The organism is Coleofasciculus sp. E2-BRE-01 (assembly GCF_040221695.1).
In the GTDB taxonomy this organism is placed as follows: domain Bacteria; phylum Cyanobacteriota; class Cyanobacteriia; order Cyanobacteriales; family Coleofasciculaceae; genus Coleofasciculus.
In genome coordinates this window covers 1-23,929 of record NZ_JAVKEA010000091.1, presented here as the reverse complement: position 1 = coordinate 23,929, position 23,929 = coordinate 1, and the positions used below count along the sequence as shown (strand labels likewise).

18 protein-coding genes are annotated in these 23,929 nt (G+C 46.8%); 9 read left to right on the top strand and 9 right to left on the bottom strand.

Annotated features, from left to right (window positions below; all coding sequences use genetic code 11):
• Nucleotides 1–30: 30 nt before the first annotated feature.
• A complete protein-coding gene (gene menD, locus RIG66_RS11345; protein ID WP_446378060.1) occupies nucleotides 31–1,896 on the top strand; it encodes a 2-succinyl-5-enolpyruvyl-6-hydroxy-3-cyclohexene-1-carboxylic-acid synthase in 1,866 nt (621 codons plus the stop codon).
• A gap of 396 nt (nucleotides 1,897–2,292) precedes the next feature.
• Here menD and RIG66_RS11340 read toward each other — a convergent pair whose 3' ends face one another.
• The 3 genes from RIG66_RS11340 to RIG66_RS11330 all read right to left on the bottom strand — a co-directional run bounded on the left by RIG66_RS11340 (nucleotide 2,293) and on the right by RIG66_RS11330 (nucleotide 7,605).
• Complete coding sequence (locus RIG66_RS11340) at nucleotides 2,293–2,931, bottom strand: Uma2 family endonuclease (RefSeq protein WP_446378058.1); 639 nt, start codon at nucleotides 2,929–2,931, stop codon at nucleotides 2,293–2,295.
• 82 nt (nucleotides 2,932–3,013) lie between these two features.
• Nucleotides 3,014–3,949, bottom strand: a complete 936-nt coding sequence (locus tag RIG66_RS11335; protein WP_446378056.1) for a hypothetical protein — start codon at nucleotides 3,947–3,949, stop codon at nucleotides 3,014–3,016.
• A gap of 71 nt (nucleotides 3,950–4,020) precedes the next feature.
• Entirely contained in the window at nucleotides 4,021–7,605 is a 3,585-nt protein-coding gene (locus RIG66_RS11330) for a CHAT domain-containing protein (protein WP_446378054.1), read from the bottom strand.
• Between the two features lie 90 nt (nucleotides 7,606–7,695).
• Here RIG66_RS11330 and RIG66_RS11325 point away from each other — a divergent pair, with 90 nt between their 5' ends.
• The 6 genes from RIG66_RS11325 to hypE all read left to right on the top strand — a co-directional run bounded on the left by RIG66_RS11325 (nucleotide 7,696) and on the right by hypE (nucleotide 14,359).
• On the top strand, nucleotides 7,696–8,274 hold the full coding sequence (locus tag RIG66_RS11325) for a Uma2 family endonuclease (RefSeq protein WP_446378052.1): 579 nt from the start codon (nucleotides 7,696–7,698) through the stop codon (nucleotides 8,272–8,274).
• 259 nt (nucleotides 8,275–8,533) lie between these two features.
• Nucleotides 8,534–11,059, top strand: coding sequence for a carbamoyltransferase HypF (hypF, locus tag RIG66_RS11320; RefSeq protein ID WP_446378050.1), 2,526 nt, complete (start codon nucleotides 8,534–8,536; stop codon nucleotides 11,057–11,059).
• Nucleotides 11,060–11,212: 153 nt separating this feature from the next.
• The gene (locus RIG66_RS11315) at nucleotides 11,213–11,458 is read left to right on the top strand and encodes a HypC/HybG/HupF family hydrogenase formation chaperone (protein ID WP_446378083.1); all 246 of its coding nucleotides are present in this window, start codon (nucleotides 11,213–11,215) and stop codon (nucleotides 11,456–11,458) included.
• Between the two features lie 41 nt (nucleotides 11,459–11,499).
• Nucleotides 11,500–12,642 (top strand): hydrogenase formation protein HypD, encoded by a 1,143-nt coding sequence (gene hypD, locus RIG66_RS11310; protein WP_446378048.1) that lies wholly within the window; start codon nucleotides 11,500–11,502, stop codon nucleotides 12,640–12,642.
• A 278-nt stretch (nucleotides 12,643–12,920) separates the two neighbouring features.
• Entirely contained in the window at nucleotides 12,921–13,133 is a 213-nt protein-coding gene (locus RIG66_RS11305; RefSeq protein ID WP_446378046.1) for a tautomerase family protein, read from the top strand.
• A 137-nt stretch (nucleotides 13,134–13,270) separates the two neighbouring features.
• Nucleotides 13,271–14,359 carry a hydrogenase expression/formation protein HypE gene (gene hypE / locus RIG66_RS11300; protein WP_446378044.1) on the top strand — a complete coding sequence of 363 codons (1,089 nt, stop codon included), beginning with the start codon at nucleotides 13,271–13,273 and terminating at the stop codon, nucleotides 14,357–14,359.
• Between the two features lie 138 nt (nucleotides 14,360–14,497).
• Here hypE and RIG66_RS11295 read toward each other — a convergent pair whose 3' ends face one another.
• The 3 genes from RIG66_RS11295 to RIG66_RS11285 all read right to left on the bottom strand — a co-directional run bounded on the left by RIG66_RS11295 (nucleotide 14,498) and on the right by RIG66_RS11285 (nucleotide 16,227).
• Nucleotides 14,498–14,800, bottom strand: a complete 303-nt coding sequence (locus RIG66_RS11295; protein WP_446378042.1) for a type II toxin-antitoxin system RelE family toxin — start codon at nucleotides 14,798–14,800, stop codon at nucleotides 14,498–14,500.
• Nucleotides 14,797–15,021 carry a hypothetical protein gene (locus tag RIG66_RS11290; RefSeq protein ID WP_446378040.1) on the bottom strand — a complete coding sequence of 75 codons (225 nt, stop codon included), beginning with the start codon at nucleotides 15,019–15,021 and terminating at the stop codon, nucleotides 14,797–14,799. The genes RIG66_RS11295 and RIG66_RS11290 overlap by 4 nt, the downstream gene beginning before the upstream one ends.
• Before the next feature lie 159 nt (nucleotides 15,022–15,180).
• On the bottom strand, nucleotides 15,181–16,227 hold the full coding sequence (locus tag RIG66_RS11285) for a class I fructose-bisphosphate aldolase (protein WP_446378038.1): 1,047 nt from the start codon (nucleotides 16,225–16,227) through the stop codon (nucleotides 15,181–15,183).
• 395 nt (nucleotides 16,228–16,622) lie between these two features.
• Between RIG66_RS11285 and RIG66_RS11280 the strand changes: the two genes are divergently transcribed.
• Nucleotides 16,623–17,897, top strand: coding sequence for an FAD-dependent hydroxylase (locus RIG66_RS11280; RefSeq protein WP_446378036.1), 1,275 nt, complete (start codon nucleotides 16,623–16,625; stop codon nucleotides 17,895–17,897).
• 286 nt (nucleotides 17,898–18,183) lie between these two features.
• Here RIG66_RS11280 and RIG66_RS11275 read toward each other — a convergent pair whose 3' ends face one another.
• The 3 genes from RIG66_RS11275 to RIG66_RS11265 form a co-directional block, all read right to left on the bottom strand.
• Nucleotides 18,184–19,119 carry a circadian clock KaiB family protein gene (locus RIG66_RS11275; protein ID WP_446378034.1) on the bottom strand — a complete coding sequence of 312 codons (936 nt, stop codon included), beginning with the start codon at nucleotides 19,117–19,119 and terminating at the stop codon, nucleotides 18,184–18,186.
• 190 nt (nucleotides 19,120–19,309) lie between these two features.
• The gene (locus RIG66_RS11270; protein WP_446378032.1) at nucleotides 19,310–20,638 is read right to left on the bottom strand and encodes a type IV pilus twitching motility protein PilT; all 1,329 of its coding nucleotides are present in this window, start codon (nucleotides 20,636–20,638) and stop codon (nucleotides 19,310–19,312) included.
• A 434-nt stretch (nucleotides 20,639–21,072) separates the two neighbouring features.
• The gene (locus RIG66_RS11265; RefSeq protein ID WP_446378030.1) at nucleotides 21,073–23,607 is read right to left on the bottom strand and encodes a DNA gyrase/topoisomerase IV subunit A; all 2,535 of its coding nucleotides are present in this window, start codon (nucleotides 23,605–23,607) and stop codon (nucleotides 21,073–21,075) included.
• A 135-nt stretch (nucleotides 23,608–23,742) separates the two neighbouring features.
• Here RIG66_RS11265 and RIG66_RS11260 point away from each other — a divergent pair.
• Nucleotides 23,743–23,929 (top strand): response regulator (locus RIG66_RS11260; protein WP_446374458.1); only part of this gene is annotated, 187 nt, incomplete at its 3' end.

Below are 23,929 nucleotides of genomic sequence, written 5' to 3'. Positions count from 1 at the left end.
TATTCAGTAGACCCTATAGTATTGGATGCGATGCTAATTGACTTTCGTAATACCAATACCGTCTGGGCTTCTATACTGGTGGAAACGTTAACGCGGTTGGGCTTAACCACAGCCGTCTTATGTCCTGGTTCACGTTCCACCCCGCTTACTGTTGCCTTTGCCCAACACAGCCAAGTTGAAGCAATTCCGATTCTCGATGAACGTTCGGCTGCGTTTTTCGCCTTGGGAGTTGCCCGAAAATCAGGGCTACCTGTGGCGTTGGTTTGTACCTCAGGAACCGCCGGGGCGAATTTCTATCCGGCGATTATTGAGGCACGAGAAAGCCGTGTCCCCCTATTAATTTTAACCGCAGACCGTCCGCCAGAACTGCGTGATTGTCATTCAGGGCAAACGATTGATCAAGTAAAACTCTATGGCAATTATCCCAACTGGCAAACCGAATTAGCCGTACCGTCTCTGGAAATCGGGATGTTGAGATATCTGCGACAAACTGTAATTCACGCCTGGGAGCGATCGCGCTTTCCTACTCCCGGTGCAGTACATTTAAATTGCCCCTTTCGTGATCCTCTAGCACCTATTCCTGATCCAGCCGCTACTAGGTTACAATCCCAATTCCAGGCTGACGATTTCTTTGGGGCGGTTACTCCCGCATCTGTGCATCCCCTCTCTCCTGTATCTGGGCAAACGATTCCCTACTCAGACTGGCAAACGTGCGATCGCGGTTTAATTATTGCAGGTTTAGCCCAACCCCAAAACCCCCAAGCCTATTGTCAGGCTGTTGCCCAACTTTCGCAAGCCCTAAACTTTCCCCTATTAGCAGAAGGGCTTTCCCCCCTGAGAAACTACGCCAACCTAAATCCTTATCTCATTTCTACTTATGATTTAATCCTCCGGAATCGCCAACTCGCGCAACAACTAAAACCGACTATTGTTATTCAAATTGGCGAACTTCCCACCAGTAAAGAACTACGCGCTTGGTTAAATACTTGTCAACCCCAACGCTGGATCATTGACCCCAGTCATCATAACTTAGATGCCCTGCACGGGAAAACCACGCATCTGCGGATTTCTATCGAAGAAATTGGACAATGGATAACAACGAATCCCAGAGAAGTTAGGGATGTAGGGGCGGGTTTTACCGATAACGTTGTTGGTAAAACTGATAACGGAACTAAACCCGCCCCGATGGATGAACCGGGGAGAATTGCCTCAAATACCAAATCATTTTCCATCTCAAATTACCTCAAAAAATGGTGTGACGCAGAAACGCAAGTAAGGGAAGCCGTTGATCAGACAATGGCAGAAATGCCTCAATTATTTGAAGGAAAAGCCGCATGGATACTCTCTCAATCCTTACCCACAGGGACACCTTTATTTATTGCCAATAGTATGCCCGTGCGGGATGTCGAATTCTTTTGGTCGCCAGGGAATACAGAAATTCAGCCCTGGTTTAATCGCGGTGCGAATGGCATTGATGGAACCTTATCAACGGCGTTAGGGATTGCTCACCGGAATCAGAGTGCCGTAATGCTAACCGGAGACTTAGCCTTATTACATGATACCAATGGCTTTTTACTCAACAATAAACTTATCGGTCATCTCACCATTATCTTAATCAACAATAACGGCGGTGGTATTTTTGAAATGTTACCCATTTCAAGTTTTGAGCCACCCTTTGAAGAATTCTTTGCCACCCCCCAACATATAGACTTTGCACAATTATGTTTAACATACAGGGTAGAACATCAACGTATTGAATCGTGGCAACAATTACAGCAATTACTGAATCCATTACCGAGTAAAGGAATTCGAGTATTAGAAATACCCACAAATCGCAAAGCTGATGCAACGTGGCGGAAAACGTATCTAGGTTCCTTCGTAGTAAGGGAACCTTAGCCTTTCCAAGTTTGCCGTAGGAACATTAACCTTTGATGTTGGGTTTCCTGGGTCAACCCAACCGACAACCATTCCTCTTAAATCTGTCAGCATCATAATTATTAGTAACCCCCCTTCACCCGCCAAGAACTCAAGTTCTTGGCTTATAGCTTAAGTCCACTGAAGTGGACTAAGTAGTCGGACATAAATAAACAGCACTGTACCCAAAAGCCAAAAATGCTTGTAACCTTTGCCTCAAGGCAATTAAAGTCACATTTACAAAAGTTTATACAATTCCCAAAACTTTTGTCCGACTACTTAAAACTCGTGTTTAGTCGTCTTTAGACGACTTAAGCTTTTAGCCAGGGATTTGAATCCCTGGCTGGTTGTTGCGACAGGTGTTAACATTTTTATTCACTAAGCATTGAGTCCTTGTTCAAAAGCGTCAATCGCTTCAATTTGGTCAGAAATGAAAACACACTGTTCTAGCAAAGCTATATTTAATTCTGGCAATAATTGGCTAGTTACGATTTGTTCATATCCATAGGTTTCCTCAAATATAGATGGCGTTGCTTCTCGTAAATGGTAAAATTTGAGTCGATTCGTTTTCCCAAGCCATACCTCAGTGACTCTCAAGCGCCGATAGATATCTAGCTTGTCAATACTCCCACTGATAATAATCACTTCCACCGCTAAATCTGGGATATCTTTCTCCTCTCCGATGCAGTAAAATTCATCCGGTTCAGCGCCCACTTTTTTAACTTGATTCTTGACTCTGGGGCTTCCCATTGGCGTGTGCTTGATTCGCTTTTTTATCAAATAAAACTCGATCAGAGTGGCTAGACGCTTTTTGAGTTTTTCATGTCTCAAAGACGGTGACACGATTTCTAACACTCCATCCAAATAGGTGATGTGGTAATGAGAGTTGTCTCCCAGTTTTACTAGGAGGGCTTCGTATTGATTCCAGCTTACCTCACTGGTTGTGAATCTCTCCTCCGGGTCATCAATTTGAGTAAATTCTGGCTCGTTAATCAGTTCTTGGAGACTATTTACCATTATTTCTTGTCCTATTTAGTCAGGTTAGAGTTGATTGCGATCGCGTAATTATTTCTCAGTAACTGGACAGCATTATTACCCTTTATTTTTCTTGGTGGCGGCTGACACTGAATACAAGGTAGTTGTAGGGAATTACCTCTGTGGAGTCGAATTGGCTGACTATTTGACCGTTAGTTGGATTGTATACCCAGTCTTCCCAATCCCAGCTAGTTTGTAGAGATTCAGGAATTTGTATAGCCAGATAGTAACCTTCAGCAAGGCGTGCGCGGCTGCTGTCTTTGCTAAAGTCAAGTCCCAGGTCAAACTTTTGAGCTGTATAATTTTTGTAGTGATTAGCCAATGAGTTGATGAAAGCAATACCTAGCTCAGAGAAAAGGGCAATTGCTGGGTTGGCAATCATTGTAAATAAGGTAAGTCCTGGCTGAAATAAAGGAGACTCTAGACGTTTAAGTATACGTTCATCTTCTTCATTCTTGACGTTAACAGCGGCACAACGAAATGCCGCACCTTGGACGCCTACATTCAGTGCTGTAAAAATCGGTTGATTTATATTGGCTACTGATTTCTCACGGACTCGCTGAGTCGTTGGAAAGTTCAGCGATTCTACATGATCGTTGAGTTGATGAGTCGCCTCAAAATTAAATAATATTTGGTGCGTTCCGCCACCAGGATAAGCTTCTACATACATCTGCTTGAGTATGATTTGAATGGGGGTATTCTGTAGCGTGTGGTCAGCATTAATATCGCTGGCTGATTGGATAGATAGTTCTGCGTTATTTAATTCAGGAACTGAATATCCAAAAATATGTGGGTGCAACCAGGGTTGAGGTCGTAACCTTAGATCTTCTAGAATACCAAACTTTGTCGATCTGCCGTTACTTTGTATTGGGCAGTATTGGGCAGCTTCTAGAGCATCGGCAAGTTCATCCTCACCTACCTCCCGTAATTTAGCAGTAGCTTCCTGCGGTGGTAATTCACCAATTGTGGGTAAGTCGTCGAACCAATTGTCTGTAGTCATGTTTAACCTTGTTTTGTCATTTATTGTCAAGTAATAGAGTAATAAGACTTTGGTATAAGAGCGCTATCCACTTAACCTCTTCTAGGTTTCAGAGACTGCTCAATCAACGTAATCAACTGCTTTGTATCTTGTATATCCGCTGCTGCCCTATCACCGAAGGTTTGAAAGTTACAAAGGGCTGCTTGGGCGTATCGCAATGCCTCATCGAAACGACTAGCTTGCGTTAAGACAAGGGCAACATTGAAGCGGGTGTTGGCAGCACCGTAGACATTTCTCTGCGCTTCTTCGTAACGAATGGTCTCCCGATAGTTCCAAAAGGCACGATTTAAGTCGCCCGCACTTCTGCAAATGTTACCGATTTGATTATGCGCCACCGCCAAATCTTTCACGGCATTCTGGGGCAATAGATTAAGCGCCTGAGCGCAGTAATGCAAGGCTTCATTAAGGTGACGCAATTTTTCATCTGGCTGGCTGGTTGTTTGAGCTTCTTGAAAGCGTTCGTGGGCAACTCTCCCCAACTCATTGAAACACTTGCTACGTCCCAAGCGATCCTGCTGATCGCGGAGTTCTAGGCTGCGCTGATACCACTGCTCTGCTTTGTGTAGGTTACGGATAGCAGGTATTTGTGTGTAGGCATGACCCAGATTGAGGGAGCAGACGGCAGCAGCAGCTTTGTCGTCGATTCGCTCTAACAAGGCGAGTGCTTTTTCGTAAGCGGTAACACAATCAGATTTACCTTGTTCTCGCAGAATTTGCCCCAGTTCATGCAACGAGCAGCTCAGTGTGCGAATAGTCCTGCAATCTATACTGTTTAACGTCTCTGGAGGCGCAGCGAGAGCAGAAGAAGCCTGTTGACACGCCCATTCCATTCTAGCGCGATGCAGTCGCTCTGCCTCTTCCCACTGCTGACCTTCGCGGGCAAGTTCCACGCGATACTCAGTAATGAGTGCCCATTCTTCTTCACGTCCAGGCAGTGAGCCGTCAGTAGATGGCTCAACGAAGTGTGGAATAAGCTCCTCCACCAACCTTGCCCACTCTAATCGGCGACCTGTATGTTCGTAGAGTGTTCGTAAACCCTGCACCGTCTTCATCAGCGCAAGCCACCAACCATTGGCTTGTGCTAGCTTTCGAGCGTATAGTAGGTTAGCTTCCTCAAGATTCAGAAGGATCACGAGATCGCGATTGCCTCCATCATATTGATTGTTGGAGTAGTTCGCCAACACACCTATTGCTTCGACGTAAGCATGGGAAGCTAATGTAGGATTATTGCCCTCATCTGATAGATAGTATTGGTCGAAGAGTTTCTTGAAGTACCATGGTAGAACTGGGTGGATACGATACCAGTTTTCAACAAGCCTGATAAGCATACCAACTTCGACAGCTCGATCCAGTAAGGCTATACCAGCCTCAAATGTCAAGCCGCGCACAGTTGACACGCACCACTCTGCTTCAGGGAGACCCATTAGACACAAAGCTCCCACATTCACAAATCCTTGGAAGAAGTACAGTAAAGCTAACTGCTTGCGTTCCTTCTCAGTGAAAGCATTCCTAAAGCCGTAACTCAAGGATGCTCCCAAAGATTTTGATCGCCCTTCACGCTCATCATCATCAATTTCAGCCTCACCAAAACGTAACTGAAGGACAAAATCTTCAATCTGTTCTCTACTTCTCAACCCATTCCGTAGCGCCTGACCGACCACAACGGTAATAGTCATCGGGTTACCGTGACTGTATCGCAACAAAGGTCGCCAGTCTTCCACCTCCGTTAGCTGATGTCCGTATTTCTTCGCCACCGCCTTGGCTAACTGCACTCGTTCCCGCATCGGCATTGGTAGGATAGTAATTCGGTGCGGCAAATCACCCAGCCACCCTTGCTCATCCCGGCGGGAGGTTAACAAGAATTTTGCCTTTGTTTGCTGCGCCTCTCGTAAAAAATCTACCAGTTCTTGTTGTTCAACCGCACTCCACGCCGACTCTGTACCCGTAGGAAAGCCTGCGACTGGCTCAACATTATCCCAAATCCACAGCACAGGTACTTGCTGCAACAGTTGCAGGGCGGTATCCCGCCGTTGTTCATCACTCAATGTTAGCCAGTGAACTCCCAGCGCTTCTAACTGACGTTCAAACACCTGACCCATCTTATCCAGCACTCGCGCTAAAGGCAGATACCGCTCAAAGGAGGTAAACAAAACCAATCCCTTCACACCGCCAGTCAAAGCATACCAGCGCCCAAACTCAGCCACCGTGGAGGTTTTGCCACTCCCTGCATAAGCGTGTAGCAAAACGATAGATTGGGTATCGAAAGCGCGGTCAATCCCTAGCAGTGTTTCATCGCGTCCCAAAAAACCCGCTTCTGGATGTTTGGGCAATTGCCCATCAAGTCCCCTACTACTCAGATAAGCTAGACTTCCCTCTCCTTGCAAGAGAGAGTCTGGGGGAGAGGTTAATCGAATCGCATTGGGTACAGTCTCATATACCACTGGCACTAACCAATCTTGTAGCGTTTGTGCCTCATCAGAAATTTCCCGCAGGGGTTGGGCGTATAATTGCTGGCGTCCTTGGGTGACAGCTTCACCAAGGGTTTGACCTTGGGCAAGTGCCGCGTATAGTTGAGCCACAAACTCGGCAGCCGTAATCACATAGACTTTGTAGCGCATTGCCACCACTCCCACTACTCCCGCTTTCATCACCTCCTGCGCGAGGGAACCATAAGCACTTGTCTGGTTATCTGCCAGAGTTTTGCCCGGTTGAGTGGGTGCTTCTGTGTAAGCTGAACGACAAGCATTGAGAACTAACAACGAGACTTCTGTCTCTGCTAGCAATTGACCAATTCGCTTGCCATGTACTGGTTCTCGATTCTTCCGATAGTCAGGTTTCTCAAATAATAAATAGCCCCGCATCCGTTTCGGATTTGCTGGCTTTCCCGAATCCTTGGCATAGGGGTCTTCATACACCCCATGTCCATCAAAATGAACGATATGATAAGGCTTTCCCTCGGCTTTGGCTTGTCGCAGCACTTCCTCCAACCGTTGAAAAGTTGGGGGACGCAAAACATCGAGTTGAAATATCTCACGGGCGCTATCTGTCAATCCCCGAATTAATTGGGTGGCGACAGAGCGAAATGGTACATCATTGCCACCTTGGGGGCGACAAATGACCAGCAGAATCCGCATTTTACTGCTGTCTGTTTCGGGAAGCTGGGGAGGCTGTTGGGGATTAGGGTGCGTGCGGACAAACGCCCCCGTCTGTAACACCAATGGCAAATTATGATCAGGATTACGAATGAGTTCCCAGGGAATAGCCGCCGCATCGGTAACACCCGTGACAATTTCTACACGAGTATGATTCAGTCGGTGGCGCAATTGTGACCAAATTTGGCGGGTGTCGTCGTTGGCTTGAAATAATTTCTCGAACAGTTCCACCCCAATGGCTACCATTTGCTGTTCAATAGTTGCTGCAATTGTCGGCGCGGGGATTTGCGGGTATTCAAGGAAGTCTTCCAGATACCAGCGGATTTTTTCTTGGTCTTGTTCGTTGATGTTGAACTTAAAATAGACTCTTGTACTCTGACTCGTTACTTTGTCGTCTAGAACAACATCTACTCGGTAAGAGTCGGGTGGGTTTTCAACCTGTTGAGTGAGGCGAAGTGTTAACATTCACAACATGGATCGATTAGTCATTTAATCTACTTTAACTCATGACTGAGAATTTATAATAAAATGAAGCTCTAAGCTGATATCCAACCTATGACCGTAACCCCCCTTCCACTCACCAATATTCGCCTGATTACTACGGCTGATTACCATCGAATGGCAGAGGTCGGTATTTTAGCAGCGGATGAAAAAGTTGAACTCATCGCCGGACAAATAATTCAGAAAATGCCCAAAGGTCCTGCCCATAGCGCACTTTGTAAACGTCTTGAAAAATGTTTGGAAAAGCTTCTGGGGGATCAAGTCTTAGTACGACTGCAAGATCCGATTCAACTCGATACCTACTCAGAACCAGAACCTGACATTGCCGTCGTCCATCCCAATGCTAACTTTTATGCTGACTATCATCCTCGCCCAGAGGAAGTTTACCTGATTGTCGAAATTGCTGATACCACAATCAATCGAGATTTAGGAAGTAAAGCCAATCTTTACGCCGCCGCAGGTATTGTTGACTATTGGGTGTTTAATGTGACAACCCAGCAACTTCACGTTTTTAGAGATCCTCAAGTAGATGGTTACCAACGTCAGTTAATTCTAAAAGGGCAACAGTCGATTGATATTCTGGCTTTTCCTAATTGTATGATTACGGTGAACGAGTGTTTTAGAATACGATAAATTTGCTTTACAGTCCTGATTTCTCTATAATTTAGGCTAAGATTACCTGACGACAAACCAAATTATAGTAACCGACATAGCGGTTAGGACACATCATTGATGTAGAGACGTTGCATGCAACGTCTCTACAATGGTGACGAACGTCCTCATCAATGTGTCTACTGCTATAAAACCACGGCTTCTTGGTAAGCTGAAATTGATACATTACCCTGGTAGGGGCGCAAGGCTTGCGCCCAGAAACGTTAAGGGCGTAAGGCACATGGCAATAAACAATCATCTATCCCCAATCAGCCAGGAAGAAATTCGCGTGCGCGGTATGGTACAAGGGGTGGGATTTCGCCCAACGGTGTATCGTTTGGCAAAGACGTGTAATCTGAAAGGAGAAGTCTGTAATGATGGTCAAGGTGTCTTAATTTACGTATCAGGAACAACAGACGCGATCGCAGATTTTGTGCAACGCTTACAAACAGACTGCCCTCCCCTTGCCAAGATTGAATCGATTGACCGTACTTTTTATCAAGGCGATCGCACGTTCCATGACTTTACCATTGCCCAGAGTGTCAATAGTACCGTTCAAACTCAAATACCTGCTGACGCCGCCACCTGTCCCCAATGTCAAGCCGAAACCTTTGATTCGCGATCGCGCTGGTACAATTACCCGTTTACTAATTGTACCCATTGTGGTCCCCGTCTAAGCATTATTCGCTCGATTCCCTATGACCGTAAGCAGACTAGCATGGCAGAGTTTGCGATGTGTCCCGATTGCGATAGGGAATACCACGATATCGAAAATCGCCGCTTCCACGCCCAACCCATTGCTTGTCCGGTTTGTGGACCAAGGGTATGGTTAGAAGGGGCAAATGGTGAAAAAATTGATACATCTAACCCCATCGATACCGTTTGTACTCTGCTGCAACAGGGGGAAATTGTGGCGATTAAAGGATTAGGCGGGATTCATTTAGCCTGTGATGCCACCAATGAAACCACAGTACAACAGTTGCGATCGCGCAAGCAACGGTATCATAAACCTTTTGCGTTGATGGCGCGAGATTTAGGGGTGATTGAACAGTATTGTACTCTGAATGCTCAGGAAAAGGAATTATTCCAAAGTCCCGCCGCACCTATTGTTTTAATTGATGTTATCCCGAATCGCGCCAATTGTAGAGACGCGCCATGGCGCGTCTCTACAGCCAAAATTGCGGATTCAGTCGCACCAGGACAAACAACGTTGGGGTTTATGCTACCCTATACTCCTTTACACCATCTAGTCATGCAACGACTGGATTATCCGATTATTTTAACCAGTGGTAATCTCTCTGATGAACCACAATGTATCGATAATCAAGACGCCCGTTTAAAATTAGGCAAAATCGCGGATTATTTGCTGCTGCATAACCGTGATATTGTCAATCGTGTCGATGATTCGGTGGTGCGAGTTATTCCCTCTAAACGACAACCTCAAAACTTTGATGGGGGCGGGTTTAGTCACATCAGGGTGACAAAAAACGATAATTGTGAAACCCGCCCCTACAAAGGAACTATGGCAAGACACACCCTCCACACCCAAATCCTACGCCGCGCCCGTGGATATGCCCCCAAACCCATTCCTTTACCCCCAGGATTTGAAAAATGTCCGCCGATTCTGGCGATGGGGAGTGAACTGAAAAATACGTTCTGTTTATTGCGAGACGGACAAGCAATTTTATCTCAACATTTAGGAGACTTAGAGAATGCTGCCTCCTTTAACGCTTACCAGACTACCCTAAATCTATACCTAAACCTATTTGACCATAAACCGAGTGCGATCGCCACAGACAAACATCCCGAATACCTCTCGACTAAACTCGGACAAGAACTCGCTACCGCGAATAATCTTACCTTACATTCTATCCAACATCATCATGCCCATATTGCCGCTTGTATGGCAGAAAATGACATTCCACTTACAACTCCTCCCCTATTAGGAATTGCCTTAGATGGATTAGGCTATGGAGAAGATGGCACAATTTGGGGTGGAGAATTCCTCTTAGCCGATTATCAGGGATTTAAACGATTAGGCAGATTTAAACCCATCGCCATGATTGGCGGAGAACAGGCAATTTATCAACCCTGGCGCAATACCTATGCCCATTTAATGGCAGCATTGGACTGGAACAAGTTAAAACAAGAGTATGGGGAGTTAGATCTAATTCAATTTCTGGATCAAAAACCTCATCCCTTACTGAATCAACTCATCGAAAAAGGAATTAACTCACCCCTCGCCTCATCTGCTGGACGATTATTTGATGCAGTAGCCGCAGCATTGGGGATTTGTCGGACAAACTGTAGCTATGAAGGGCAAGCGGCGATTGAAATGGAAGCCCTAGTTACCCCAGATAGCTTAAATTATGTTAAAGAAGTCGGGGCATATCCCTTTAACATTGGCAAACTAGATCAGGAAACAGAATTAATTTTAGACTCTTATCCCCTATGGCTTGCATTATTGGACGATTTACAGCAAACTATGCCAAAGTCCCTCATTGCTGCCAAATTTCACCAAGGATTAGCCGACGCGATCACGAATATGGTTCAGCAGTTACGTCCTGATTTAATCAGCAATCAAGTGATCCTCACTGGAGGTGTGTTTCAAAACCGGATTTTATTGACCCAAGTTAGGGAAAATTTAGAGAGAATGGGGATGAGAGTATTGACACACAGCTTAGTTCCACCCAATGATGGAGGATTATCATTAGGACAAGCCGTAATCGCCGCAAGATGTAGGGGCGGGTTTAGGGACAATTTGTAGGGGCGGGTTTAGGGACTCAATTAGATGTCACCAATAACCTTTCAACAAAACCCGCCCTCCCTACCGATAACCTTTCAACAAAACCCGCCCTCCTCCAAATTCAACCCTCAGCTTACCCAAAACAACCAACAACCCACAAAGGACAACAGAAAAATGTGTTTAGGCATTCCCGGTCAAATTACTGAAATAACGAATAGAGAACATCAACTCGCCATGGTCAATATTGGCGGCGTCCAACGCCAAGTTAATATTGCCTGTATTATTGATGAAAATCATCCCATCGACACCTGTATTAACGATTGGGTATTAGTTCACGTCGGCTTCGCCATGAATCGCCTCGACGAACAAGAAGCCGCTGAAACCTTACAATTACTCCAAGAACTCGCCTTAGCCGAATGACAAATGACAAATGACAAATGACGAATGACGAATGACAAATTATGAAATACGTTGACGAATTTCGCGATCCCCAAAAAGCCAAAGCCCTACTGCGAGAAATCCAAACCTTAACCACTCAATTAGGCAAAACTCCCAGCCAACCGCTAAAAGTGATGGAAGTCTGTGGCGGTCATACCCATTCCATCTTTAAATATGGACTCGAAGAAATCTTACCCGATAGCATCGAATTAATCCATGGTCCCGGTTGTCCCGTCTGCGTAATGCCAAGGGGACGCCTAGATGACGCGATCGCGATCGCAGACTATCCTAATGTTATCCTCACCACCTTTGGTGACGCCATGCGGGTTCCCGGTTCCCAGAAAAGCCTCCTCCAAGCCAAAGCAGCCGGGGCGGATATTCGTATGGTGTATTCTCCCCTAGATAGCCTGCAAATTGCCAAAGATAACCCGGATAAAGAAGTGGTTTTCTTCGGACTGGGCTTTGAAACCACTGCCCCCAGTACCGCATTAACCATCCTGCAAGCCGATGCTGAAGGACTGCAAAACTTCAGTATGTTCTGCAATCACGTTCTAGTTATTCCCGCCTTACAAGCCTTATTAGACAATCCCGATTTACAACTGGATGCCTTTATTGGTCCGGGTCATGTCAGCATGGTTATTGGTACAGAACCCTATCACTTTATTGCCCAACAGTACCAAAAACCGCTAGTGGTTTCCGGATTTGAACCTTTAGATATTTTGCAATCCCTGTGGATGATTTTGCAGCAACTGATTCAAGGACGCTGCGAGGTAGAAAATCAATATGATCGCATCGTTCAACCCCAAGGAAATCGTGTCGCCTTAGACGCGATGAATACCGTATTTGAAGTGCGGCAAAAATTTGAATGGCGAGGACTCGGTGATATTGCCAATTCGGGGTTTAAAATTCGCCCCGACTACGCCCAATTTGATGCCGAAGTTAAATTTACCCTTCCCAATCGTCAAGTCGCCGATCACAAAGCCTGTCAATGTGGAGAAATCCTCAAAGGTGTCATGAAACCTTGGCAATGTAAAGTTTTTGGTACAGCTTGCACACCAGAAAACCCAATCGGAACTTGTATGGTATCTTCAGAGGGGGCTTGTGCTGCCTATTACAAATATGGACGCCTATCCAAAGTCACCAAAACCGCCGTCGGCATCAATTAACCCCCTGTAGGGGCGACCCGCCTGCATAAATTAACAACACCATTCCACTCAATGACATCGGGTCGCCCTTTACTCAATTGCATCAGGTCACCCTCTCCTCAACCCCCTGTATCAGAACGTGTTTCTTGAGAGTTTAAACAGTCGCGGGAGAACATTTGTCAAGGTGGGTTTAGCCCCCAAACTTTATCCACCAAACCGATAATTCAACTACAAAATCCGTCTGTTTTCCCTCATACAATGCTGTTAAAACACAGTTTTAGAGTGGAGAATAAACGGTTATGCCATTTGTCACAGTTCAGATTGCCCAAGGTCACTCTGTTGATCAAAAACGTGAACTTGCCAAAGCCCTCACGGATACCCTTGTTTCCACCTTAGGCACGAAACCCGAATGGGTAACAATTCACATTGATGAATTTGATCGAGAAAATTGGGCAGTTGGTGGTGAATTACATTCCGATAAACCCGGTAAAGGAGGTAAACATCACACATAAAGGAGGTGGGGGAGATGAGAAAGATAGGAAAAATTGTGTAAAGGCGGGTTTCACTACTATCTTTTGAAATGGTGCGTTACGCTTACGCTAACGCACCCTACACCCGCCCCGACTACATAACAAATGACAAATGACAAATGACAAATAACCAAAATCCTCTCTTCCAAAAAATCGAAAAAATTCGACGCCGCCCTAATAAAGTTAAAGATACCGCCATTACCCTCGCCCATGGTAGTGGTGGCAAAGCCATGCGGGATTTAATCGATGATATTTTTGTCGGGAGTTTCGATAACCCCATCCTCTCCCAACTGGAAGATCAAGCCACGATTCCCCTCGCCCAACTCATCAGTCAGGGCGATCGATTAGCCTTTACCACGGATTCTTATGTCGTTGATCCCCTCTTTTTTCCTGGTAGTAATATTGGGGAATTAGCCATCAATGGAACCGTCAACGATTTAGCCGTCAGTGGGGCAAAACCCCTGTATCTAACCTGTAGCATGATTATGGAAGAAGGACTATCTGTCGAAACCTTGCGGAAAGTCGTTCTCAGTATGAAAAACGCCGCCGATGCTGCTGGGGTGCAGGTGGTGACTGGGGATACCAAAGTCGTTCATCGGGGTTCGGCGGATAAACTGTTTATTAATACAGCCGGAATTGGTGTTATTAGAGAAAATGTTTCTATTTCCGCCCATCATATTCAACCCGGTGATGCAGTAATTATTAATGGTCAATTGGGAAATCATGGTGCAGCTATTTTAATTGCCCGTGGGGAATTGGCATTATCAACGGATATAAAAAGCGATTGTCAACCGTTAAATGGGTTAGTGGATGCGATTCTTGAGGTTTGTCCCCACATTCATGCGATGCGGGATGCAACTCGCGGTGGTGTCGCTACAGTATTAAATGAATTTGCCCAAAGTTCTGAAGTGGGGATTCGTTTAGATGAGGCGTCGATTCCGATTCGGGAAGAGGTGAATGGAGTTTGTGAAATTCTGGGATTAGATCCGCTATATCTAGCTAATGAAGGGAAACTGGTGGTTATTGTACCGCGATCGCACGCCGAATCTGTATTATCGGCGATGAAGTCTCACCCAGCCGGAGAGGATTCCTCTATTATTGGTGAAGTGATTGATTCCCCTGCGGGTGTAGTATTACTGCAAACGGCGTTTGGGGCGGAACGTATTGTCGATATGCTAGTGGGGGATCAACTCCCCAGAATTTGTTAATTACCCACCATAGTGGCGTGGCACACCTTATTTGATGAATTAGTTTCGGCTTGTAGTAGGGAACCTTAGCCCGATATTCTGTTGGGTTGAGCGAAGTCGAAACCCAACCTACAACCTAAATAAGGGGGATCGCGATCGCTACTCTAACTCTTCCAGCAAGGTTTCCAAATCGCCATAATCGTAAGGGGGGCGTTTACGGATAGCCAATACATCGATAATTTTGTCCGTTTCTGCGATCGCGTACAATAGTCGCCAATTGTCTAACCCTAGCCGCCATACCTCTGCTTCCACATCGGGGAGGTTAAGCATTTTGCTTTGAGGTGGGCGGGGATTGTCGGCTAATTCCCCAATTACTCGTCTGATGCGCTGTTTAATATTCCCTGGAAGGTTTTTGATTTCGCCAAAGGCATCAGGAGTGACATAGACTGTGTAACGACTCACTCCAACTCTTTCTCCACCTCATCCCACTTCAACCAACCTGCAACCGCGCGATTGCCCCCTGCTGCTTTTAAGTCGGCAAATGCTGTCCGGGTAATTTGTACATCTTCGAGGGTTTCTAACCATTCAATTAGCGCTTTCCATTCATCGGCGCTGATAACGGCTAAACGCTTGCCTTTTACAGTGACAAATTGGACAGATTGCAAAGCTTCCAGCGCTGTCATCGTATTTCCTCTTGACCAGTTGAATAAGAGAAAGCCTGGGAAGGCAGGCTTTGTTTCAGAATAACTCATTTGGGAATTAAGCATAGTAGGGGCAATTCATGAATCGCCCCTACAGATGATGGTTTAACAGTTAAACCTGAGTCAGTCCTGAGAATAAACCTAAGCCGTCACAGGTTCCAGTTCTTTCTCCACCTCAGGTGTATACTGACCCTCATGGGCAGCACCATTGCACTTCGCCCGATGTAGCAGCAGTTTTTGGGCTAAAGACAGATTTGATTCTTTCCCCTTCCACGCTTCCAAAGCAGGTTGCTGGATAGCACGGGCATAAGAGAAGGTTAATGTCCAAGGCGCTTGGTCTGCATATTTTACATTCATTGCATTCAAGTGAGCCGATGCCTGCTGATTACTTTGACCCCCAGACAGGAATGCTACACCCGCCACAGATGCTGGAACTGAATTCATCAAACATTGCACCGTTGCATCTGCCACTTCATTCACACTGGCTTGGTTGGGGCAATCCTTCCCAGAAATGACCATACTGGGTTTAAGGATCATTTGGTCGAAAGCTACCCGCTGAGTGTAAAGCTGATTGAAGACAGTGCGTAGGGTTTCCTCCGTTACCTGATAACAGCGTTCCAGAGTATGATCCCCATCAATCAGCACTTCCGGTTCCACAATGGGAACCAAACCCCCTTCCTGACAGAGTTTGGCATACCGGGCTAATCCATGGGCATTTGCCTCGATACAACCCCGGCTGGGAATGCCATCACCAATCGTGATCACTGCCCGCCATTTGGCAAAGCGAGCGCCCATTTGATAATACTCCGCAATGCGATCGCGCAGACCATCGAGTCCTTCGGTTACTTTTTCCCCAGGGAAACCTGCCATGTCTTTGGCGCCAGTATCCACTTTAATTCCAGGGATTATCCCCGCATCGGTCATCACCTTGAGAAACGGTGTCCCGTCTTTGGTCGATTGGCGAATCGTTTCATCATAGAGAATCGCGCCACTGATGTAATTCTCCAAATTAGGCGTGGTTAAAATTAACTCGCGATAGGTGCGACGCATCTCTTCGGTTTGGTCGATACCAACCTTCCCTAATCGCTTATTACAAGTGCCATTACTTTCATCCATCGCCAAGACACCCTTGCCGGGGGCAACCATTGCCTGTGCCGTCGCTCTGAGTTCTTGTGCGTAGGTACTCATTGTGAATCCTCTATTAAGTTTTTTTGCTATCTATTCATCAATGATGCAAGTTAATGGGTTTATTTGCAACAAGTAATCGGAAATTGGGCAAATTTTTCTTCGGGACTAGGACATATTAGCGATATGTTCATCTTATTAGCCTATGTCTCTCAACATTTTTCTCAAGAAATATTTATAACTCAGATGGAAACTTAAAGGAATTTGTTCGCAGCTAATTCTCGCGAACTACTTTCGGTATATATTTTTCCCTACTCCCTTGACAACTAGCGTACCAGCTTAACTTGTCACCAATGACCCTGATTTGGTATCAGAAGCTGGTAAGGGTGGATTGGTTTACAGACGTGACAAGTCCTTGCCCTCTTCAGCTATCCGCGTCAAAATGAAGAAAAGTAAAAATGCTTATCATTTCGATACATTCTCTGAAAATGACGCAAGAACAGGCATACAATCAAACCTTTGACTACGATCTGGTCATCGTTGGCGGCGGTATTGTCGGTGCAACCTTCGCCTGTGCGTTGAAAAAGTCCGGGTTACGGATCGGATTAATTGAGGCAAAACCTCAGTCAGTCGCCGTAGCCAGACGGCAAGCTTACGCCCTATCACTGCTTTCTGGGCGCATTTTCCAAGGAATTGGGGTTTGGCAGACTATTCAGCCGCAAATTGCCACCTATCGGCAAATTCGCCTCTCTGATGGCGATTATCCCCAATTTGTGCAATTTCACCCCAGCGATTTAGGCACGCAGGATTTGGGGTATGTGGGCGAACATCGTCCCCTGCTTACGTCGCTGTATGAGTTTTTGGCAGATTGTCCGACTGTAAGCTGGTTATCTCCAGCGGAAGTGGTGGATGTGGAGTATCAAGCCTCTGGGGTAGAGGTTACGGTAAACGTGGATGGAACATCTCAGCACTTGCGATCGCGCTTAGTTGTCGCGGCTGATGGTTCGCGATCGCGCATTCGTACAGCCGCCGGAATCGGGACAAAAGGCTGGAAATATTGGCAATCTTGCGTCACCGCCCGCATCAAAACGGAGAAATCCCATAACGATACCGCCTTTGAACGCTTCTGGGAGAGTGGTCCGATGGGTGTACTCCCTCTGGCTGAAAATCGCTGTCAGGTAGTGTGGACAGCCCCTCACGCCGAAGCCCACCAGTTAAAAGACTTAGATGAAAAGGAATTCCTAGAACTCCTAGAATACCGCACAGGTGGACTTTTAGGGCATTTAGAACTCGATAGCGATCGCATCGTTTTTCCCGTGCAGTTAATGCAAAGCGATCGCTACACTCAACACCGCCTCGCCCTGATTGGCGACGCCGCCCATTGTTGCCATCCTGTGGGTGGACAAGGGCTAAATATGGGCATCCGAGACGCTGCCGCCCTTGCCCAAGTCATCCAAGACGCCCATCAACAGGGTGAAGATATCGGAGACGAACGGATACTCAAGCGCTACGAACGGTGGCGCAAACACGAAAATCTCGTCATTTTAGGCTTTACTGATTTCCTAGATCGAATATTTTCTAATAACTGGTTGCCCATCGTTACCCTACGTCGCCTAGGATTATGGATGTTGCGTCATCTGTATCCTGTTAAGTGTTATGCTCTGCAATTAATGACAGGTTTAAAAGGACGCACTCCTCAAGTCGCTCAACTTAATCGAATGACGTTGACTTAAGGCTGGTGGGCCCTTGCGAAGTCGAAACCCACGATGGCGGACTGACACAGCTAAAATTGTGGAATAGATTTGACATTTAAACTGGGCGCAAGGCTTGCGCCCCTACAATTCTAATCCACCAAATAAGGTGTGCCACGCCACTACGATAGATAAAGGGTTTTGGCGCTCCCCAAATGCTTATTTCAGTGCTATTCGACTTAAGCAGAATATCGCTGAATTGGTAAGTCTTTGAACCCGTTTTAACGGGTTTAAGCTTTGAGCCAGAACTTTAGTTCTAGGCTTACTTTTATCGTTGAGCCTCAGGAGCAATAAGTATACGTAAAAGATTTTCCAAGTCATTCAAATCGCCAACAATACGTCGGACGGGGGGGGGCCACACTCGCAGCAGTGTGGGAGTCGCTGAAATTTGATTAGCTTCTGCTTGTTCAGGATGCTTAAATACATCAATTACTTTTAGAGTATAAGGATGTTGTAGGGATTGTTCGAGTAACTGATGCAGTTTTTTCAGGATATGTTCAGTTGATCCACTATGTCCCGATACAAATAAGCGTAGGACATAACTAGAAGTAGTTAAGGGTGTAGATTCAGGCTGATTCGGATTCGATTCTCTCTCGGAGTTCGGGGAGTCTAGAGTATTAATGCCTGTAGACGGTAGGTGGGACGATTCTCGCCACGGTGTTTGTTGAATCGTCCAACGTTCTGGAAAAGACCAAGCATAACTCTGGGGAGATTGGATCAGACTTGAATCGTGATCATGCCTAGGATTAGCATCAGACAACTGTTCTAGACATTCATCCGGGCGATCGCAGCGGATAATCAAATCATGATCCTGCCACAATTGGGGAAAGCGATCGCGATACGTCTCCAAAACCATTGGATCACAAGACTCTTCCCGCCAAGGAGTGACTTGCCAGACCAGATTTCTAACGCCAAACACCGCATTCAGCAAAGCCTGATGGTGTTGGATGGGGGGATAAAGTTCTGCTGACGTTCGCATCTGCTGGGTATAAGGATCGAGCCAACGATCAATTGTGCCAGTATATCCCGGCACTAAAAAATGGGGCGGTTCCGGTAATCCGAGAATTTCTTGTAAACTCGCACACAGATGCAAATGCCAATGCTCTTGTTTACTAGGGTCAACGCTATAAATTAAATCTCCCCCTGGTGTAAATAGGGCAATGCCCTTAAATAACTGAGGAAACGAGCGTTGAGTCTCGTTCATTGCTGATTGCTGATTGTTGATTGTTGATCGTCACAAATTAGAGTTTTTTCTAGTAAATCAAGGCGGCAGATCATAAGATAAGATTTTCCTTGCTGCCGCCTTGTTGTCTTAACATAAGACGTAGCTTGCTTCTTTTCGGGAAGCGAGTATGACGAATGACAAATGACAAATGACAAATGACAAATGACAATTAAATACGACCCCGTAACATCATCGCCATTTCATTTTGAGTCGGCGACTGTTCTAGGGCAGTTTCTTCAGTGATACGTCCTTCCTGATAAAGGTTAAACAAGGACTTATTCATCGTCATCATGCCGTCAAATTCATTAGCCGCCATCAGTTCGTGAACTTCCTCATATTCACCCTTGCGGATATAATCCCGAATCGCTTCTGTATTAATCAGAATGTCGTGGAAGGCGGCACGTTTGCCATCAGTGGTGCGACATAACCCTTGGGCAATGATTGCCACCATTGATTCAGCAAAAGCCACACGGATGGCGTGTTGTTCTTCTGGATTATAAAGATTGAGAATCCGTTCAATAGTCTTCACCGCACTGTTCGTGTGCAGCGTTCCCATAACCAAGTGACCTGTTTGAGCAGCTTTCAGCGCAGTATTAACGGTGCCCCGATCCCGCATTTCCCCCACCAGAATCACATCCGGATCTTCCCGCAAGGAGGCTTTTAAAGCATTGTCAAACTGGAGGGTATGAGCGCCGACTTCCCTCTGTTTAATTAGGGCTTTTTGGCTTTTGTGAACAAATTCAATCGGGTCTTCAATCGTAATGATATGCTTCGGCATCTCCTTGTTCATGTAGTCAATCATTGCCGCTAGCGTCGTTGACTTACCTGAACCAGTTGGACCCGTGACCAGAATTAAACCCTTGTGATAATTACAGACATCCCTAAGGATTGAAGGGAGTCGCAACTGTTCCATCGTCAAAATCTTGAGTGGAATCAAGCGCAGAACTATTGCCGGTCCAGTCAGGGAGTCGAAGATATTAATCCGCACCCGGGCAAAGTCATACTGTGCCGCACCATCAAATTCGAGTTCGTTTTGGAAGCGACGAATTTCTTCATCGGTGAGAATTTCCCGCAACCAATTCATGAACGTGGGTTTATCAGTTACAGGATATTCTGTATGTTCCATTTCCCCTCGGTTCCGCATCCGAGGGACTTCACCGACACCGACGTGAACGTCAGAAAATCCCTTGTCATAGGCTTCCCGGATCAATTGGGCTAATGTTGGCTGTCCGGGAGAAAGTCCTGCACTCGGCGCTGGTGTCCGGGGTTTAACGCCAGGTGAAGCTTGACGAGAACTCGGTGCTGTTTTAACGGCAGTAGGATCTGATGCTGATTGATCCGCTTTAGGCGGCATCGGCATTGTTTTAGAGGGCATCGCTTGGGTTGCCCCTGGCGGCGCTTTCCGAGATGCTCCTCCCCTGGGCGGTGGCGGTGGCGCTGGAGGAACGCGGGGTGGAGGGGGTGGCGGCGCACTCGGAGGTCGTTTGGGATCGGTCATGATGGTTGAACTATCACTTAAGTTAGATTTTCTATACTGGTGCTTCCAGAATTCCCAAGCTTTAGGGATTAAATATTATTCACTTCACACTTATCCCCCACTATAAAACCATATCTAGCTGATCGAAAAGTTTTCGGTTACATCAGACCCACCTGTAGGGACACGGCACTGCCCACCCGTGTCAACTTAAGCTCAACCCCTAACCCCCAGCCCCTCTCCCACGCCAGCCCTCACCCCCAGCCCCTCTCCCAAGCTTGGGAGAGGGGAGCAAGAGAGGAATAAGAGAATCCGATCCCCCTTCTCCCCAGGTCCGGAGTTGGGGTTAGGGGATGAGGGGGAAATGTCGAGGAGTAGATAGACACAGCTTAAAACCTTGCCAGCATTGGTTTTCTCGCCTGTAGTTGACACCAATGCACTGCCGTGCACCTACGTAATCACGGCAGGATTGTTGTAACCGCGATAATTGTTTCATCTGACTTGAGTTTGACCAAGCGATCGCCACACCCATCTTTCCCTAACAACTTTACAGATTTTAACGATACCGTCATGACTCGCTCATCGCTGGTAAGCAACACAGCCGTCTCGGTTTGAGAGGCATTGATGACTCCTATCAACCGATCCATTGAGGTTTTAAATTGAAGGGCTTGAGTGCCAAGATCACCGCGTTTGATGCGTCTGACGACACCGAGTCCGATGCGTTTGCCATAGCCTTGCTCGGATACCAGTAAAAGATTCTCGTTGGGAGCGATCGCGACACATCCCACTAATTGCTCCCGACGCCGCAGTCGCAACGCCTGATTTCCTTGGGCTGTACGCCCCATAATCGGCAAATTTTGGTCGTTAATTTCAAAGCGTAATAAGCGCCCATTACTGGTGGCAATAATCAGATCGTCGGTGGGTTGAGCTAAAGCAACATACGCCAGTGAATCCTCCTCTTTGAGTTTAATTACGGTTAAACCGCGTGCCGTTAAGTTAAGTAACTCGGTAGCAGGTAGACGCTTCACGCGCCCCTGTTGGGTGAGCAAAATTAGGCTGAGAGACTCAGTGAGTTCTTGGGGTCGAAAATGGGCAATAACGGTTTCGGATTGAGCCGCATCAGGAAGGAGACGAGTCAAGGGGATGCCTTGCTTGCGTCCGGCGGCTGGCGGGATATCTTGTACTTTCAAGGGGTAGGCTTTGCCTCCACTGGTGAGGGTGGCAAATTCTGACGCTGTGCTGGTTTGCTGGGTCTGAACCACAAAATCGTTCCCATCTTTGATCGAGGGTTTGGATTTGGGATCAGGGGCAGAACGTAGGCGTTGTACGTGTCCTTGATAGGTAAACTCCAGAACCGTTTGTTCGACTTCCGTGTCAATCAGACTCGGCGATGGTGGTTTTGAGGTTGAGGTTTTTGGGGTGTCTGAGGTTTTGGTTTTCTTGCGGGTTTGTTTTTCGGATTTGGGTTGTTTTGGTTCTTTAAGAGATTGCGCTGACCGGATCTTGGTGCGACGCGGATCAGCATATTTCCGTTTGAGCGATCGCAGTTCTTTTTTCAGGGTTTTGAGGAGTTCATGTCGGCTACTGAGTAATTCCTGGAGGGTTTCAATGCGGGCGGTGAGTTCCTCAAATTCGGTTTGGAGTTTTTGCCGTTCTAACCCCGTGAGGCGGCGCATCGGCATGGCGAGGATGGCATCAGCTTGACTCTCACTCAGGTTTAACTGGTCTTGAAACCGAGTCTTGGCGGTTGTGCCATCAGGCGCATGGGTGAGGATTTCAATCACGCGAGTGAGTTGATTTAAGCAAACCAATAATCCTTCCACCAGATGACGCCGTTGTCGTTTCTGGTCAAGTTCATAGGTATATTGCCGGGTCAGGGTTTGTTCCCGGAACCGTAAGAATTCTTCCAGACATTGCCGTAGGGGTAGCTGGCGGGGCTGTCCGTTGACTAATGCCAGCATTATCGCGCCAAAGTTACTTTGTAGAGGAGTTTGTTTGTAGAGGTGTTTGAGAACATCTCTGGGATGAGCATCCCGTTTAAGTTCCACAACCACCCGCATCCCCCGGCGATCGCTCTCATCGCGCAAATCAGAAATTCCCTCTAAGCGTCCTTGGTTAACCAGATCGGCAATTTTTTCAATCCAAGCCGCTTTATTCACTTGATAGGGTAATTCTGTGACAATGAGTGCCGTGCGGCGATGACGGCGAGTGCGACCAACTTGAAGCTCTTCTACCTTGGCGATTCCCCGCACCGGAATAATGCCGCGTCCACTGCGATAGGCATCCCGAATTCCCGACGTGTCGATAATTTCACCCCCCGTGGGAAAATCGGGTCCGGGAATTAATTTCCACAATTTTTCATCCGCCAGATCCGGGCGATCAATCAAGGCGATTAACCCGTCCACAATTTCGCCCAGATTATGAGGCGGAATATTCGTTGCCATGCCAACCGCGATGCCAGAGCAACCATTGAGCAGTAAAATGGGTAGTTGAGCGGGTAAAACCACTGGCTCCTGTTGAGAGCCGTCGAAATTATCGATAAAATCAACGGTTGCCTCGCCAATTTCTGATAGGAGGGCTTCATGACTAATGGGAGACAGCCGCGTCTCTGTGTAACGCATGGCAGCCGGTGGGTCGTTATCCACCGACCCAAAATTGCCATGACCCCCCAATAGTGGATAGCGAGTGGAAAAGTCTTGGACCAAGCGCACCATAGCATCGTATACAGCTTGATCCCCATGGGGATGATATTTCCCCAAAACATCACCCACTACGCGAGCGCACTTGCGGTAGGGTCTATCGGGTGTTAAACCCAATTCGTACATGGCATACAAAATACGCCGATGCACGGGCTTTAGACCGTCGCAAACGTCTGGCAGGGCACGCCCAACGATGACACTCATGGCATATTCAAGATATGACTGTTGCATCTCTGCATGGAGGGGCGTGGGAATAATTTGACCGGTCGCCAGCAGATTCAACTGTTTTGCCATGAGTTCTGTTTCCTAATTTCTAACCACAACGAGATGAAAATTTGATTTTTTTTGTGGCAACATTGCCCAGTCCCTGTCAGACTGATGATCAAATCGCACTTTTGTTGAAAAGACGACTTTCTTGATGCAACGCCCATGAAAACCGTTCTGATTGTAGAAGACGATCCCATTAATCTTCGCGTTTTTTCCAAAATTCTCACGAAGCGGGGTGGCTTGAATGTCAAGGGAACCGAAGATGTAGAGGAGGTCATGAAAATTGCCCACGCGGGAGATGCAGATATTATCTTGATGGATGTTTCCCTGGCTCACAGTGTTTACCAGG